14 protein-coding genes are annotated in these 15,467 nt (G+C 67.5%); 9 read left to right on the forward strand and 5 right to left on the reverse strand.

Annotation, left to right across the window (positions count from 1 at the left end; translation table 11 throughout):
* Window positions 1-7 precede the first annotated feature (7 nt).
* Both ACM6JT_RS07245 and ACM6JT_RS07250 read left to right on the forward strand, forming a co-directional pair.
* On the forward strand, window positions 8-733 hold the full coding sequence (locus tag ACM6JT_RS07245; protein ID WP_279388968.1) for a WecB/TagA/CpsF family glycosyltransferase: 726 nt from the start codon (window positions 8-10) through the stop codon (window positions 731-733).
* Window positions 723-1,493, forward strand: coding sequence for a heparin lyase I family protein (locus ACM6JT_RS07250; protein WP_414856179.1), 771 nt, complete (start codon window positions 723-725; stop codon window positions 1,491-1,493). The genes ACM6JT_RS07245 and ACM6JT_RS07250 overlap by 11 nt, the downstream gene beginning before the upstream one ends.
* 80 nt (window positions 1,494-1,573) lie before the next feature.
* On the opposite strand, the gene ACM6JT_RS07255 is transcribed toward ACM6JT_RS07250, so the two are convergent.
* The gene (locus ACM6JT_RS07255) at window positions 1,574-2,590 is read right to left on the reverse strand and encodes a 1-aminocyclopropane-1-carboxylate deaminase (RefSeq protein ID WP_034181893.1); all 1,017 of its coding nucleotides are present in this window, start codon (window positions 2,588-2,590) and stop codon (window positions 1,574-1,576) included.
* A gap of 198 nt (window positions 2,591-2,788) precedes the next feature.
* On the opposite strand from ACM6JT_RS07255, the gene ACM6JT_RS07260 reads away from it, so the two are divergent.
* The gene (locus tag ACM6JT_RS07260) at window positions 2,789-3,289 is read left to right on the forward strand and encodes an Lrp/AsnC family transcriptional regulator (RefSeq protein WP_243566834.1); all 501 of its coding nucleotides are present in this window, start codon (window positions 2,789-2,791) and stop codon (window positions 3,287-3,289) included.
* 122 nt (window positions 3,290-3,411) lie between these two features.
* Here ACM6JT_RS07260 and mdeB read toward each other — a convergent pair whose 3' ends face one another.
* Complete coding sequence (mdeB, locus tag ACM6JT_RS07265; RefSeq protein ID WP_414856180.1) at window positions 3,412-6,144, reverse strand: alpha-ketoglutarate dehydrogenase; 2,733 nt, start codon at window positions 6,142-6,144, stop codon at window positions 3,412-3,414.
* A gap of 149 nt (window positions 6,145-6,293) precedes the next feature.
* Here mdeB and ACM6JT_RS07270 point away from each other — a divergent pair, with 149 nt between their 5' ends.
* The 3 genes from ACM6JT_RS07270 (at window position 6,294) to ACM6JT_RS07280 (ending at window position 9,654) form a co-directional block, all read left to right on the forward strand.
* A complete protein-coding gene (locus ACM6JT_RS07270; RefSeq protein ID WP_034181895.1) occupies window positions 6,294-6,821 on the forward strand; it encodes an Lrp/AsnC family transcriptional regulator in 528 nt (175 codons plus the stop codon).
* 237 nt (window positions 6,822-7,058) lie between these two features.
* Window positions 7,059-8,780: a ubiquinone-dependent pyruvate dehydrogenase gene (poxB, locus tag ACM6JT_RS07275; protein ID WP_414856217.1), complete on the forward strand. Its 1,722-nt coding sequence runs from the start codon at window positions 7,059-7,061 to the stop codon at window positions 8,778-8,780.
* 283 nt (window positions 8,781-9,063) lie between these two features.
* Window positions 9,064-9,654 carry a class I SAM-dependent methyltransferase gene (locus tag ACM6JT_RS07280; RefSeq protein ID WP_034181898.1) on the forward strand — a complete coding sequence of 197 codons (591 nt, stop codon included), beginning with the start codon at window positions 9,064-9,066 and terminating at the stop codon, window positions 9,652-9,654.
* A gap of 133 nt (window positions 9,655-9,787) precedes the next feature.
* On the opposite strand, the gene ACM6JT_RS07285 is transcribed toward ACM6JT_RS07280, so the two are convergent.
* Together ACM6JT_RS07285 and blaOXA are read right to left on the reverse strand one after the other, a co-directional pair.
* Window positions 9,788-10,927 (reverse strand): acyltransferase family protein, encoded by a 1,140-nt coding sequence (locus ACM6JT_RS07285; RefSeq protein WP_414856181.1) that lies wholly within the window; start codon window positions 10,925-10,927, stop codon window positions 9,788-9,790.
* Window positions 10,924-11,745 (reverse strand): OXA-1043 family class D beta-lactamase, encoded by an 822-nt coding sequence (gene blaOXA, locus ACM6JT_RS07290; RefSeq protein WP_217588666.1) that lies wholly within the window; start codon window positions 11,743-11,745, stop codon window positions 10,924-10,926. The genes ACM6JT_RS07285 and blaOXA overlap by 4 nt, the downstream gene beginning before the upstream one ends.
* 326 nt (window positions 11,746-12,071) lie before the next feature.
* Here blaOXA and ACM6JT_RS07295 point away from each other — a divergent pair, with 326 nt between their 5' ends.
* Window positions 12,072-12,422, forward strand: coding sequence for a hypothetical protein (locus tag ACM6JT_RS07295; RefSeq protein ID WP_034181901.1), 351 nt, complete (start codon window positions 12,072-12,074; stop codon window positions 12,420-12,422).
* Window positions 12,423-12,567: 145 nt separating this feature from the next.
* A complete protein-coding gene (locus ACM6JT_RS07300) occupies window positions 12,568-13,128 on the forward strand; it encodes a hypothetical protein (RefSeq protein ID WP_414856182.1) in 561 nt (186 codons plus the stop codon).
* Here the strand turns inward: ACM6JT_RS07300 and ACM6JT_RS07305 are convergent, their stop codons facing one another.
* The gene (locus tag ACM6JT_RS07305) at window positions 13,129-14,004 is read right to left on the reverse strand and encodes a LysR family transcriptional regulator (RefSeq protein WP_034181902.1); all 876 of its coding nucleotides are present in this window, start codon (window positions 14,002-14,004) and stop codon (window positions 13,129-13,131) included. It abuts the gene before it with no gap.
* A gap of 128 nt (window positions 14,005-14,132) precedes the next feature.
* On the opposite strand from ACM6JT_RS07305, the gene ACM6JT_RS07310 reads away from it, so the two are divergent.
* Complete coding sequence (locus ACM6JT_RS07310; protein WP_414856183.1) at window positions 14,133-15,452, forward strand: DUF3422 family protein; 1,320 nt, start codon at window positions 14,133-14,135, stop codon at window positions 15,450-15,452.
* The last annotated feature ends 15 nt before the right edge of the window (window positions 15,453-15,467 follow it).

Below are 15,467 nucleotides of genomic sequence, written 5' to 3' on the forward strand. Positions count from 1 at the left end.
CCATCTGATGTCGATGAACGATACGGTGGACTGGATCGGCGCGAGAGTCGAGAAACGGCAATTCACGCAGCACGTCGTCGTCAACGTCGCGAAGCTCGTCAACCTGCAGCGCGATGCGGAACTCGCCGCGTCGGTTCGCGAATGCGACATCGTCAACGTCGACGGCATGGGCGTCGTCTGGGGCGCGCGGCTGCTCGGCATCCCGGTGCCGGAGCGCGTCGCGGGCGTGGATCTGTTCGAGCGGCTGCTGGCGCTGGCCGAAGCGAAAGGGCTGCCGGTCTATCTGCTCGGCGCGACGCCGGAGGTCGTCGAGCGGGTCGTCGCGGTGACGGCGGCACGCTATCCGCGGCTGCCGGTCGCCGGATATCACCACGGCTATTTCTGGGACGACGAACAGGCGGTCGTGGACGATATCCGCCGCTCGGGTGCGCGGCTGCTGTTCGTCGCGATCACGTCGCCGCGCAAGGAGAACTTCATCAATCGCTGGAAATCGCAGTTGGGCGTCGATTTCGTGATGGGCGTGGGCGGGACGTTCGACGTGGTGGCGGGGAAGGTCAAGCGGGCGCCGCCGTGGATGCAGCGCAGCGGGCTGGAGTGGGCGTTTCGCGTGATCCAGGAGCCGGGGCGGATGTGGAAACGCTATCTGTCGACCAACAGCCGCTTCCTGGCGATGCTGGCGCGCGCGTATGTGTCGCGGTTGTTTCGGCGAAAAGGCGAGCGGGATGCGCGGTAGCTTCGTCGTTGCCGCATGCGTGCTCGTCGCGTCGGTTTGCCACGCGGGCCCGGAAGGTGGCAAGCATGACGATGCGCATTTTTACCGGTCGGACTGGGCGAGCGGCATCGATGCGCGGCTTCGTCTGCAGGAGCCGGTGATGCAGAACATCACCACCGCCGAGATTTCCGGTATTCGCGGCACGCTGTTGAGGGTGACGATGAACCGATCGCAGGACTTCAGCAGCGTGGCGAGCGGCACGCCGCGTTCCGAGGTCAGCTTCTCGCCGGTGTTTCGCTTCGTCAACGGTCGCGACTACGAGGTGCGCTGGTCGACGGTCATTCCCGCCGACTACCGGTTCGATTCCAGACAGCCGGAACTGATCGCACAGTTGCATCAGGGCGGCAGCGACGGATCGCCGCCGTTTGCGTTGCTGCTGAATGCCGGGAAGTACGAAGTCGATGTGCGCGGCGCGCCGGGCATGCAGAGCCGATCCATTGCGTTCGGCGACCCGTCGGCGGATCGCGGGAAACGGGTCTGGTGGGTGCTGCGGTATCGACCGGACGATTCAGGCGTCGACGCGCTGACCGAGGTGTTCCGGAACGGCGAACGCGTCGTGCATGTTACGGGCGTACCGAACGCGTTTCCGAACGATCGCGACGCCTACTTCAAGCTCGGCCTCTACAAATGGTGGTGGAAGACCCGCCCGTCCGATGTGACCGAGCGAACGATTTATTACGGCGACATCGAGATGAAGGCACTGCGTGACACGGCCCGATGAGCGGAGCTGAACCGGGCGGATGCCGTGCCGGTTCGACGGAGGCGTGACGCCGGTGCGCGCCGCGCCTCCGCCCGGCCCCGTCACCCGTTGCGGAAAATCTCCGCATACGCGCTCAACGCCGGCACGCCGCCCAGGTGCGCATATAGCACCTTCGAGCCCGGCTCGAATTCGCCGAGCCGCACCTTGTCGATCATCCCGTGCATCGACTTGCCTTCATAGACGGGATCGGTCAGCACGCCTTCGAGCCGCGCGCACAGCCGGATCGCCTCGAGCGTGCCGTCGTTCGGCAGCCCGTATTCGGGGCCTGCGTAGCGCGTGTCGAGCACGACGTCCTGCTCGTCGATGCGACGCCCGAGCTCGACGATTTCAGCCGTATGGCGCGCGATGCGTGTGATCTGCGCATGCGTTTTCTCCGGCGTCGCCGACGCGTCGATGCCGATCACGCGATCCGCGCGGCCGTCGGCCGCGAAGCCGACGACCATCCCGGCCTGCGTGCTGCCCGTCACCGAGCACACGACGATGTAGTCGAACTTGAAACCGAGCTCGGCCTCCTGCTGGCGCACCTCCTCGGCGAAGCCGACGAAGCCGAGCCCGCCGAGCGGATGCTCGGAACAGCCGGCCGGAATCGGATACGGCTTGCCGCCCGCCTGCCGCACGCTCTCCATCGCTTCTTCCCAGCTACGGCGGATGCCGATGTCGAAGCCGTCGGCAACGAGCCGCACGTCGGCGCCCATCATGCGCGACAGCTGGATGTTGCCGACCCGGTCGTACACGGGGTCTTCATAGTTGACCCAGTGCTCCTGCACGAGCACGCATTTCATGCCGAGATGCGCGGCAACGGCCGCGACCTGGCGCGTCTGGTTCGACTGGACGCCGCCGATCGATACGAGCGTGTCCGCGCCCTGCGCGAGCGCGTCGGGGATCAGGTATTCGAGCTTGCGCGTCTTGTTGCCGCCGAACGCGAGGCCGCTGTTGCAGTCCTCGCGCTTCGCATACAGCTCGACCTTGCCGCCGAGGTGCGCGCTCAGGCGCTTGAGAGGCTGGATGGGCGTGGGGCCGAACGTCAGCGGATAACGGGGGAAGCGTTGCAGGTTCATCGATTTTTGTCTCCGGAAAGGCGGGGTTGGCGCGGGCATCGGTGCGTTCGGGAGGGGCCGGCACGCCGTGTCCCGATGGAAAAATGATAGGCAAGCGCGCGCGAAATGAGCTTGCGAAATAAATATCGTCGGCCTACGTTGATAACGAATCGAGTGCTGATCAAGCAATTCGAGTTCGAAAAAATCGAGGAAGACGCAATGAAATTAACTGGAAGACCGGCGGTGCCGGGCGATGCCGCGCCCGCGCTCGATCGCATCGATCGCGCGATCCTCAGGCAGCTTCAGCAGGACGCGTCGATCTCGAACGTGAGCCTCGCCGCGAAGGTGAAGCTGAGCGCGCCGGCGTGCCTGCGGCGCGTCGAGCGGCTCAAGGAAATGGGGATGATTCGCGGGATCGTCGCGCTGCTCGACCCGAAGCCGCTCGGGGCCGGCATGCTGGTCGTGATCGGCTTCGTGCTCGACCGCTCGACGCCGGAAGCGTTCGCCGCGTTCGAGAAGGCCGCGCAGAAGGTGTCGGGGTGTGTCGAATGTCACGTCGTGACGGGCGAGTTCGACTACTTCATGCTGGTGCGCACACGCGACAACGAGAGCTTCAACCGGCTGCATGCGGAGCAATTGCTCTATCTGCCGGGCGTGCGGCAGGTGCGCTCGTTCATGGTGTTGAAGGAGATTCTGTCGACGCACGCGCTGCCGGTGTAGCGCAGCCTGCATGACGAGTGGTTGGCCGGGCACGCTGCGTCAGCGGCGCGCCGGCGGAAACGGTGTGTGTCGGTGGCACTGCCTGTCAGGGCAGTGCATCGTGGCGGAAATGACTTGCGTGCCTAGCGCTGCCAAGGCGCCGTGCCGGGCTGCTGCACAGTCTTGCCGAGACGCTCTCGCGCGTCGCGCACGATAGTCGCATCGAGTTCTCCATCATCCGCCAGCGCCTTCAGCGCGGCGAGCACGATGCTCGCGCGATCGACCTCGAAGAACGCGCGCAGCGCGTCGCGCGTGTCGCTGCGGCCGAACCCGTCGGTGCCGAGCGTCACGTAGCGGCGCGGCACGTATGCGCGGATCAACTCGGGCACCGCGCGCACGTAGTCGGTCGCGGCGATCACGGGGCCCTGCGTCGCCGCAAGCATTCGTGTGACGTACGCATCGGCTGCAGGTGAACCGAGCCGCGACAGCCGCTCGGCTTCCATCCCGTCACGCTGCAGCTCACTGAAACTCGTGACGCTCCATACGGCCGCGTCGATACCCCAGTCGTCCTTCAGCATCCGCTGCGCGGCGAGTACTTCGCCGAGGATCGCGCCCGCGCCGAGCAATTGCACGCGTGCCGTTGCGTTCGAACCGGACGGCAGCCGGTGCATGCCCTTCAGGATGCCCTCGCGCTGCACGGCCGGATCGTCGTCGGGCATCGACGGCTGCGCGTAGTTCTCGTTCATCACGGTCACGTAATAGAACACGTCGCGCTGCTGCTCGACCATCTCGCGCATGCCCGCATCGACGATCGTCGCGACTTCGTACGCGAACGCCGGATCGTACGCGCGGCAGTTCGGGATCGTCGACGCGGCGAGGTGGCTGCTGCCGTCCTGGTGTTGCAACCCCTCGCCGCCGAGCGTCGTGCGCCCGGACGTCGCGCCGACGAGGAAGCCGCGCGAGCGCTGGTCGGCGGCGGCCCAGATCAGGTCGCCGATGCGCTGGAAGCCGAACATCGAGTAGTAGATGTAGAACGGCAGCATCGGCAGGTCGTGCACGCTGTACGACGTCGCGGCGGCGATCCACGACGAGATCGCGCCCGCTTCCGAAATGCCTTCCTCGAGAATCTGCCCGCGCGTGTCCTCGCGGTAGTAGAGCATCGAGCCGAGGTCTTCCGGCTCGTAGCGCTGGCCGAGCGGCGAGTAGATGCCGACCTGCCGGAACAGGCTGGCCATGCCGAACGTGCGCGCTTCGTCGGCCACGATCGGCACGACGCGCGAACCGATGTCGCGATCCTTGATCAACGCGGCGAGCATGCGCACGAGCGCCATCGTCGTCGACATCTCGCGGCCCGCCGCATCCAGCGCGAACGCTCCCCAGGCCGGCATCGAAGGGACGGTCAGCCCCTTCGATGCCGCCATCCGCCTTCTGGGCAGATAGCCTCCCAGGGCAGCCCGGCGGGCATGCAGGTAACGCATTTCCGGGCTGTCTTCCGCTGGCTTGTAAAACTTCAACTGCTCGACGTCGCTGTCCGACAGCGGCAACCGGAAGCGGTCGCGGAACGCCTTCAGATCGTCGACGTCGAGCTTCTTCTGCTGATGGGTCGTCATCCGGCCCTGGCCGGCCGCGCCCATCCCGTAACCCTTCATCGTCTTCGCGAGGATCACGGTCGGCTGGCCGCGGTGCGCGAGCGCGCGTGCATATGCGGCGTGCAGCTTGCGCGCGTCGTGGCCGCCGCGGCGCAGGCGGTCGATCTCCGCATCGGTGAGCTGTGCGGCGAGCGCTTCGAGCGCGGGGTCCTGGCTGAAGAAGCGCGCGCGGTTGTAGGCGCCGTCGTTCGCGGAGAAGGTCTGGAACTGCCCGTCGACGGTATTGGCGAACGCACGCGCGAGCGCGCCCGCGTGATCGCGTGCGAACAGCGGATCCCAGTCGGAGCCCCACAGCACCTTGATCGTGTTCCAGCCGGCGCCCGCGAACTGCGCTTCGAGTTCGTCGATCACGCGCCCGTTGCCGCGCACCGGGCCGTCGAGTCGCTGCAGGTTGCAGTTGATCACGAACACGAGATTGTCGAGCCCCTCGCGTGCGGCGAGCGACAGCGCGCCGAGCGATTCGGGTTCGTCCATCTCGCCGTCGCCGAAGAAGCCCCACACGGTGCGGCCCGCGGTGTTCGCGAGGCCGCGATGCTGCAGGTAGCGCATGAAGCGCGCCTGGTAGATCGCGTTGATCGGGCCGATGCCCATCGAGCCGGTCGGGAACTGCCAGAAATCGGGCATCAGCCACGGGTGCGGATACGAGCACAGGCCCGGGCCGGCGATTTCGCGGCGGTAATGCTTCAGGTGATCCTCGGTGAGGAAGCCTTCGAGATACGCGCGCGCATAGACGCCCGGCGACGAATGCGGCTGGAAGTACACGAGATCGCCGCCGGCCGTGCCGAATGCGTCGCCGGTCGCGGGCGACGCCGCGCGGAAGAAATGGTTGAAGCCGGTCTCGAACAGGTCGGACGCCGATGCATAGCTCGCGATGTGGCCGCCGAGTTCGCCGTACGCGCGGTTCGCCCGCACGACCATCGCGAGCGCGTTCCAGCGCAGCGCGGCCGACAGCCGTTCCTCCAGGTCGAGGTCGCCCGGATACGGCGGCTGCTCGGCGAGCTCAATCGTGTTCAGGTAGCGCGTGACGGGCGTGCGCGGCGACGCGAGGCCGGTTGCGCGCGCATGCTCGGCGAGCCGGTCGAACAGGTATTGCGCGCGGTCGCGGCCGACGTGCGCGACCACCGCGTCGAGCGCGTCGAGCCATTCGGCGGTTTCTTGCGGGTCCTCATCGGCGCGCGCGAGGGCCGCGCGCTGCGCGTGTTCGATACCGTTCGACAGATCCGTCATATGAGTCTCCCGCGCGCCGGCTGCGGCACGCATCAATGGGACTCATGCTACGCGTCGATCCGCAAAATATGCGTCTGAATTCATTGGGAATTTGCCGCCAGATAGTGTAAATATTCCGGAATCGTCGTGATAGAAGGAATATTCAGACCATGAGCGCGTCCCCCAAGCGGCTCGACCGCATCGACATCGGCATCCTGAACCAGCTTCAGCAGAACGCGCGGATCACGAACGCGGAACTGGCGCGCGCGGTGAACCTGTCGACCACGCCGTGCTTCAACCGCGTGCGCGCGCTGGAGAAGCTCGGGCTGTTCCGGCAGCAGGTCACGCTGCTCGATCCCGAGCCGCTCGGGCTGCGGATCAACGTGTTCATCCAGGTCAGCCTCGAGAAGCAGGTCGAGGACGCGCTGCAGCGTTTCGAGGAGGCGATCTCGCAGCGGCCCGAGGTGATGGAGTGCTATTTGATGTCGGGCGACGCCGATTATCTGCTGCGCGTCGTGATGCCCGACATGCGCACGCTCGAGCGTTTCATCATCGAGCGGCTGACGACGATTCCGGGCGTGTCGAACATCCGGTCGAGCTTCGCGCTGAAGCAGGTGCGCTACAAGACCGCGCTGCCGCTGCCGCCGGCAGGGCTCACGCTCGTCGATCCGGACGAGTCGGCATCCGACTGGGATTGAGCGCGGCGGCTGCCAGCCGGTCCGTTCACCTGCGCGACGCTGACGAAACGATGACACCGGCCGCGCGGCGCTGCGCCGGATCGAACCAATCGTGTGCGTGCGCCTCATACGGCAGTCGGCCCGGTTGCACCGTCGCGACGCGGCGCGGGCCAGTCGCGTATGCTCGTCCGGTCGGCGATGCGTGCGAGCGCACGGCCGGTTCGTGCATGTCTCGATCAACCAACGAGTGAGGGCGTGATGGCAAGACAGACGATGGCGGAATACCTGGCGAAGACGCTGGCGGCGGCGGGCGTCGAGCGCATCTGGGGCGTGACGGGCGACAGCCTGAACGGCCTGTCGTTCAGCCTCGCCCAGATCGGGGCGATCCGCTGGATGCACACGCGGCACGAGGAAAGCGCCGCGTTCGCGGCCGGCGCGGATGCCGCGTCGACCGGGCGGCTCGCGGTGTGCGCGGGCAGCTGCGGCCCCGGCAACCTGCACCTGATCAACGGGCTGTACGACTGCCACCGCAATCACCAGCCGGTGCTCGCGATCGCCGCGCACATCCCGTCGACCGAAATCGGGCTCGGCTACTTCCAGGAAACCCATCCGCAGGAACTGTTCCGCGAGTGCAGCCACTTCGCGGAGCTCGTGACCAACGCGTCGCAGTTCCCGCGCGTGCTCGCGCGCGCGATGCGCACCGCGATCGAGGAGCGCGGCGTCGCGGTGATCGTGCTGCCGGGCGACATCGCGCTCGGCGACGGCCCGGAAGAAGCGCCGGCGTGGAGCGCATCGGCGCCGCCGTCGATCCTGCCGGCCGAGGCCGATCTCGACCGGCTCGCGGCCTTGCTGAACGGCTCCGACGCGGTCACGCTGCTGTGCGGCAGCGGCACGCAGGGCGCGCACGACGAAGTGGTCGCGCTGGCCGACACGCTCGGCGCGCCGGTCGTGCATGCGCTGCGCGGCAAGCAGTTCGTCGAATGGGACAACCCGTTCGACGTCGGGATGACCGGGCTGATCGGCTTCAGCTCCGGTTATCACGCGATGGAATCGTGCGACACGCTGCTGATGCTCGGCACGGATTTCCCGTACCGGCCGTTCTATCCGTCGAACGCGAAGATCGCGCAGATCGACTGGAAGGGCTCGCAGCTCGGCCATCGCGCGCCGCTCGCGCTCGGCCTCGTCGGCACCGTGAAGGAAACCATCGCCGCGCTGCTGCCGCGGCTGACGCGCAAGACCCAGCGGCGCTTCCTCGAGAATGCGCTGAAGCATTACGCGGCCGCGCGCAAGGGGCTCGACGATCTCGCGGTGGCCGAGCCGCCGGGCCGCGCGATCCATCCACAATACCTGACGAAGCTCGTCGACGAAGTCGCGGCCGACGACGCGATCTTCACGGCCGACGTCGGCACGCCGACGCTGTGGGCCGCGCGCTACCTGACGATGAACGGCAAGCGGCAACTGCACGGCTCGTTCAACCACGGGTCGATGGCGAACGCGATGCCGCAGGCGCTCGGCGCGCAGGGTGCGCATCCGGGGCGGCAGGTGGTGTCGCTGTCCGGCGACGGCGGGCTGTCGATGCTGCTCGGCGATCTGCTGAGCGCGCGCCAGCTCAACCTGCCGATCAAGATCGTCGTGTACAACAACAGCCTGCTCGGCTTCGTGTCGATGGAGCTGAAGGCGGCCGGCTATCTCGATACCAACGTCGACCTGAGCCCGACCGATTTCGCGGCGATCGCGAAGGGCGCGGGTATCTTCAGCGTACGCGTCGAGCATTCGGAGAACGTCGAGCAGGCATTGCGCACGGCGTTCGCGCACGACGGGCCGGCGGTGGTCGACGTCGTCACGTCGAAATACGAGCTCGCGATGCCGCCGAAGATCGAGATCGCGCATGCGAAGGGCTTCAGCCTGTTCATGCTGCGCGCGATCCTGAGCGGGCGCGGCGACGAGATCGTCGAGCTGGCGAGAACCAACCTGCGGTGAGGCGGTGCCGCGCGCGATGCGGCGTGTCGTTCGTTCCCGATCGGTCACGCTGCTTCGCTTCCGTCGGCGGCCCACTCACGGATGCGGCGGCGCGGGCAATTAGGGACAATCTTCACGTCGCCTTAAGTTTGCGTTTCCTAGAATCGATTGGATCGTCGCTCTTCCTGCGGCGGACCGCTTCGTCCAGGAGGATGCCAGTGAACAAGCCCCGTGACGCCGTAGCCCCGTTCCACGCAGTCGTCGGCACGTCGAAGCCGAAGGCGCAACCGCTCAAGGCCGGCCAATGATCTGGCCGAACGCGTGGCGTGTCTCCGCACTGTTCGTGCGCGAGTGGGTCGGCCGCCCGGCCGCGGTGGGCGCGTTGTGCCCGAGTTCGCGGCATCTGGCGCGCGGGATGGCCGACGCGGTGCCGGACGGCGACGGGCTGGTCGTCGAACTCGGCGGCGGCACCGGCGCGATCACCGCGGCGTTGCTCGAACGCGGCGTCGCGCCACGGCGCCTCGTCGTGGTCGAGCGTTCGCCGGCGTTCGTGCAGCACCTGCGGCGACGCTTTCCGGACGTGTCGATCGTGTGGGGCGATGCGCGGCAGCTCGAACGGCTGCTGCCGCCCGCCGCGCGGGTCGATGCGATCGTGTCGTGCCTGCCGTTGCGCACGCTGCCGCGCGAGGACGTGACGGCCATCGTCGAGCAATGCCATCACGTGCTGTCGGCCGACGGCGTGATGATTCAATTTACATACGACTTGCGCTCGCCCGGCCGTCATCCGCTGGGCGATTCGGCATTCGTTGCCTGCGGCAGTCGTATCGTCTGGGCAAATATTCCGCCTGCGCGCATCGTGACCGTGCGCGGCGTTGCCGCCGAACACGCCGGTTGACGCGGCCGCGCCGGTTTCTTTCATAAGTCATACCGATCCTTCCAATTTCCATTCTTCGCAAGTGGGGCTTGCGGTCAGGCCGGCTGGTTTTTTCCTTTTCCAGCCGTGTCCGACAGGGATCGCCGACGAAGCGCTAGAAGCGCACGCCGTCCGGCACGCGCGCCGCGGGCCGCGACGCGACCCGTTTGATGAAGCGGTCGAGTGGTGTCGCATAGCCGCGCGCGATGACCCAGCTCAAGCCGGCCGACAGCACCAGATACGCGACGAGCAACGCCAGCTTGCCGTCGCCATGCGTGGCAGACGGCGGCCAGAACGTGCGCAGCGCGCCGAGCACGATCAGGTGGAACAGATACAGCTCGTAGCTGAGCCGGCCGCTCCAGCGCAGCGGCGCGAGCGCGCGGCCATGCGCGCGTTCGCGTTCCGCCTGCGCGCCGATCAGCAGCACGGCCGTGCCGAGCGCCATCGCGGATACCCCGATCACATGGCTTTGCGCGATCGGCCACGCGAGATAGAGCGCCGTCATCGCCGCTGCCGCGAGCCATTGCACGGGCGCTGCCGCGAGCGCCTGCCAGCGCGCGCGTTCGGCGAGCAATGCAGTGCAGCAGCCGATCGCGATGCCGTCGAAACACGCGAAGTACGCATAGAGGAAGCCGCCTTCGTCGCCCGGATGCGTGAAGCGGTACACGGGGCCGATCGCGGCAATCAGCAGCCAGAACGCGAACAGCCGCGCGTCGCGGCGCAGCGCGATGCACAGCAGCGGAAACGACAGGTAGAACACCTCTTCGACCGACAGCGACCACAGCACGCCGAGCGCGTAGTTGACCCATCCGTATGCGCCGATCAGCACGTTCATCCAGAACGTGAGCGACGCGAGATTCACGAGCCAGAACGACACGGCGCCGCCCTGCGGCGCATGGTTCGTGAAGATCGGCACGCCGGCCGCCGCGAGGCCGTTGACGAGCGCGAGCAGCAGGAGCAGGCACGGGACGATGCGCGCGATGCGCGACACGTAGAACGCGCGCACGTCGAGCGCGCCGAGGCTGCCCCAGCGGCGGCGCGCATTCGACGTGATCAGGTAGCCCGAGATCGCGAAGAACATCGTCACGCCGTAGTTGCCGTTGCGCACGATCGCATGGACCGTGTCCCAGCCGAGCACGCGCGCGAGCGCCGTGTCGCGCAGCGGATACGCGATGTTGAAGTGATGCAGCAGGACGAGCACGATCGACACGCCGCGCAGCAGGTCGATCCGCGCGTTGCGCGGGCCGGCGCTCATTGCGGCCGGGCCGGTTCGGCGAGCGCCGGCAGCGCGGCCAGGAACGTATCGCGCGAGCGCAAGCCCGCATTCGGCGTCTGCCGCTTGTCGTCTTGGATCAGGTTCGCGAACACGAGCGTGCGCGGCCCCTTCGTCGCCCAGCCGACGAACCAGCCGTACGCGTGCGCGGCGTCGTACTTGAGGCCCGGCGAGCCCGTGCCCGTCTTGCCGTGCACGGTCCAGCCGTCCGGCTGCGCGTCGATCAGCGTGATGCGCTCGGTCATGTCGTACGCGTGCGTGCTGACGGGCAGCGTCCGGTGCACGATCTTGCGCATGAACGCGACCTGTTCGAGCGGCGAAATCTGCAGCGATGAATTGACCCATGCGCCCATCGCGCCGCTGAGTTCGCCCTGCTTGCCGGTCACGTCCGTATTGCCGTAACCGAATGCGTTCGTGTACTGCTGGAAGCGTGCCGGCCCGAGCGCTTGCGCGACTTGTTCCGAGTACCAGAAGATCGACAGCTTGATCCAGCGTGCCGGGTCGGTCGGCTCGCGCCACGGGGCGCCGCCCCAATCGGGATAGCCTGCGTGGAAGGCGAGTGTCGGCGTGTGTTCGTCCTTCAGGAAGCCGGCGTCGAAGCCCATCAGGCTGATCGCCACCTTGAAGGTCGACGCCGGTGTGACGCGGGTCGCGCAATCGCCTTGCTGGACGAGCATCCGGCCGGTGGCGGCATCGGCGACGACGGTGCAGACAGGACGGGCGGATGTGGAGGCGGCGGCGAGGAGGCCGGCGGCAAGGACAAGCAGCGTGCGGCGCCAGGTTTTCAAGCGAGACTCCATCGGATCGTGATCGGGAGGTGCGCCGTGCGGGCCGGCCGGCGGATCGTGTCGCCGGGGGCGCGTTCAATGGGGCAGGTGCCGAGGCGGCGGCGATTGCCGGAGCCGACTGTCTAGGCCGCGCACAGTGTATCGGAGGCGGGGCGGTTGTGACGGGACGTGGTCGTCGGCGGTAGCGGTGAGGATGGGCAGAGCGAAGGTGACGATGACGCGGCCTGCACCCCGCATGCCGTTTTTTGCACCGCCGCGCCGTTTTTTTGCACGGCGTTTATGCGCGGTCTTCTAAGCTGGGCATGTGTCGAACAGCCGAGACGGCTTCCGTCCGCTCCATGACCTTCATCCATCCCGTTCCCGCCTTCGATGTCGCCGGCCGCCAGGTGCGCGCCGGCGCACGCAACACCGTCCTTCCGTTCCCGCCGCCGCGCCCGCGCCTGCAGTTGCCCGTCACGCTGACGGCCGACTCCGGCGAACTCGCGCGCGCCCGCCTCGCGGCGCTGCTGCATTCGCCGCTCGGCGTGTATGTCGTCAGCGCGCGCACCGTGCGCGACGTGATCCATGTGCACTTCGAGATCGCGCCGGAGGATCTGGATTTCACGCTGCACATGCTGATCGCGCAGCAGGCCGATGCGGTGATCGGGCCCGTCGCGCGCCGGCTGCGCGTCGGGCCGCAGCCCCGGTGAATCGGGGAACGATTATTGCGCGTCGGTTGCTTGTTGATCGTTTGATTCGCCGCCGGATCGTCGGTCGCGGTGCTGTTCGCCCGCCGGGCGGCGGATGTTCGTGCGCCGCGTCGCGTGCGGCGCCGATCCTGAATATGGAGTGTCCATGTACCTCACGGAAGAAGTGCATAGCGCGCGGCCGGCAAGCCGCCGCGCGCGGACGGCGTCGCTGCCGTCGGGCCGGCAGCTCGCGCGGCAGCTCGTGACGACGGTGCGCGTGGCCGAAATGTTGCTGCATCAGGCGATCGTCGTGCCCGACGGGCATCAGTGGTCGGTCGACACCGAGCGCGTCGACGCGGCCGGCGGGCCGCTCGCGGCGTGGGAAACCTGCGTGACGTTGCGGATCGGCAAGGTGTTCGCGCCGGCGGTCAACCCGGCCGCACGGGTCAACGACTCCGATCAGGTCGCAGTCGAGATCGGCCTTTGTCTGCCCGAGCAGGCGTATCTGGACGAGCGGCGCGTGAGCATCTTCGGCCGCCGTCACGGCAACCGGTTCGGCGCGACGCTGTCGGTCGCGTCGGGCGCGCAGTGGGGCTGGCGACGCGCCGAGCATGTCGCGCCGGAACACGCGCAGGTGCGCGGCGATACGCTCGAGGCACTCGTCGATGCGGTCGCGGCGAACGTCAACGCGGCGCTGGCCGCGGCCGGGTTTCGCGCGACGCGCTGATCACGCGTCGCCGGTTTGCCCGGTCTGCCGCTGAAGGTCTTCCATCAACTGTTCCGCGAGAAAGTCGCACGGCGGCCGCTTCGATTTCGTGCTGCGCGCGAGAATCAGTTCGAGCGGCGGCAGGTCGGGCAGCCCGTGCGAGCGGCCGAGCATCGACAGTTGCGCGGGAATCGCGCAGCGCGCGAGCGGCGCGACCGCGAGGCCGGCCTCGACCATGCTGAGCAGCCCGAGCAGGCTCGGGCTTTCATACGAGGTGCGATACGGCACCTTCGCGCGTTCGAGGCTGCGGATCGCGTTCTCGCGCGCGACGCTGCCCGGCATGAACACCGCGATCGGCAGCGGCCGCTCTTCCCACACGCGCGGCCCGTTCGTCATCGCGGCCCACGCCATCGGCTCGTGGCGGATGAAGTCGCCGGTCAGCCCCTTGATGCGTGTGCCGCACACGAGATCGACGGTGCCGTCCTTGATCAGCGGCGCGAGCGCGCTGCTCGGCAGCCCCATCACCTGGATCTCGACCTTCGGGTAGGTCGCCGAGAATTTCTTCAGGACCGACGGCAGCAGCGACGACGCATAGTCGTCCGGCACGCCGATCACCACTTTACCGGTCACTTCCGGCCGCACCACGGCCGCCCACGCCTCGTCGCGCAGCGCCAGCATTCGTCTGGCGAATCCCAGCAGCACCTCGCCCTCGCGCGTCAGCACGATGCTGCGCGGCTTGCGCACGAACAGCGGCCGGCCGATCGCGTCTTCCAGGCTCTTGATCTGCATGCTCACGGCCGACTGCGAGCGGTTCACGGCTTCGGCGGCGCGAGTCATGTTGCCGGTTTCCGCGACGGCGACGACGGTGGCCAGCACGTCGTGATCGAGCATCTTCATGGGTATCAGGAAAACTGAACGTAACGATCAGCATTATGCGTTTTTATTGTTGCTGTGTGTCTGCCATAGTGCAATCACGCTGGCGTTTTGCCCGGCACGCAGGCTTGAACAGGAAGAGTGGTGTATCGATGATGGACCATCCGTTGCGCGCCGCACTGGCCGCGGAATTGCATGCGCGGCCGTTCCTGCGGCTTGCCGAAGCCGTGTCGCTCACGCATTACGCGATCTATGCGGACGGCGAGCCCGACATCCACGAAACGCTGCTGCACGCACTGTGCCGCGACACCGGCACTGCCGCGCCGCACGAAGGCGCGACGCACTACGCGGTGCAGTCGCCGTGCGGCTGGCACCTGAAGTGGGAACGTCACACCGAATTCTCGACCTTTACGTTCGTCGCGCCGCGTCGCGACACCGGCTATTTCGACGATCTCGCGATCGAAGGCATTCCGGCCGCATGGTTCGCGCGGCTGGCCGGCATCCGCTTCGTCGCGGTGCGGATGGAACTGCTGTCGGGCGATGCCGCGCGGCTCGTCTGCGGCGACCTGCGCCGCTGGATCGACGGGCCCGCGCTCGTCGGCAGCAACGTGCTCGGCGGCGGCAAGGTGTTCTGCGACTGGCATGTGCGCGACGACGGCTTCATGCGCTTTCTCGTCGTCGACGAGGATTTCCGCGAGGAGCAGGGCGGCCGCCTGCTGCAGCGTCTGTACGAAATCGAAACGTACCGGATGATGGCGCTGCTCGCGCTGCCGGTCGCGCGCCGGATGAGCCGCGAACTCGACGAGATCCACGCGGCACTGCATGCGCTGATGCAGCGGATGGACGCGAGCGGCGCCGACGGCGACGACGCGGCGCTGCTCGTCAAGCTCACGCATCTCGCGGTGCGGGTCGAATCGCTGTCGGGATCGGGCGCGCGTTTCAGTGCGTCGCGAGCGTACGAGAAGCTCGTGCTGGCGCGCATCCAGGAATTGCGCGAGGAGCGTATCGAAGGAATGCCGACGATCGCCGAATTCATGGAGCGGCGTTTTGCGCCGGCGATGGAGACGTGCCGCAGCGTGTGGGCGCGCCACGAGCAGATCGCCGCGCGGATCGCGCGTGCGGTCGACCTGTTGCGCACGCGCGTGAACCTCGCGCAGGAAAAGGACGTGACGCGCCTGCTGGCGGGCATGGAGCGCACCGCGCGCAATCAGCTTCATCTGCAGCACGCGGTCGAAGGGCTGTCGGTGGCAGCCATTTCGTACTACGTGCTGTCGCTCGCGACGGCGGCGTTCAAGGCGTTGCACGTGATGAACCTGCCGGTCGATCCGGAGCTGGCGGAAGGCCTGCTGATCGCGCCGGTGGTATTCGCGGTGATTCACATCACGCGGCGCACGCGCGCGCAGCTTGCGCGATCGGAGGCCGTGCATGACGGCGCGCCCGTGCGGGCGGCGGCGTTGAAGCAGGTCGGCTAGAACATCAACGACATA

This window comes from Burkholderia sp. IT-111MI5 (assembly GCF_949752865.1).
Lineage (GTDB): Bacteria > Pseudomonadota > Gammaproteobacteria > Burkholderiales > Burkholderiaceae > Burkholderia > Burkholderia pyrrocinia_C.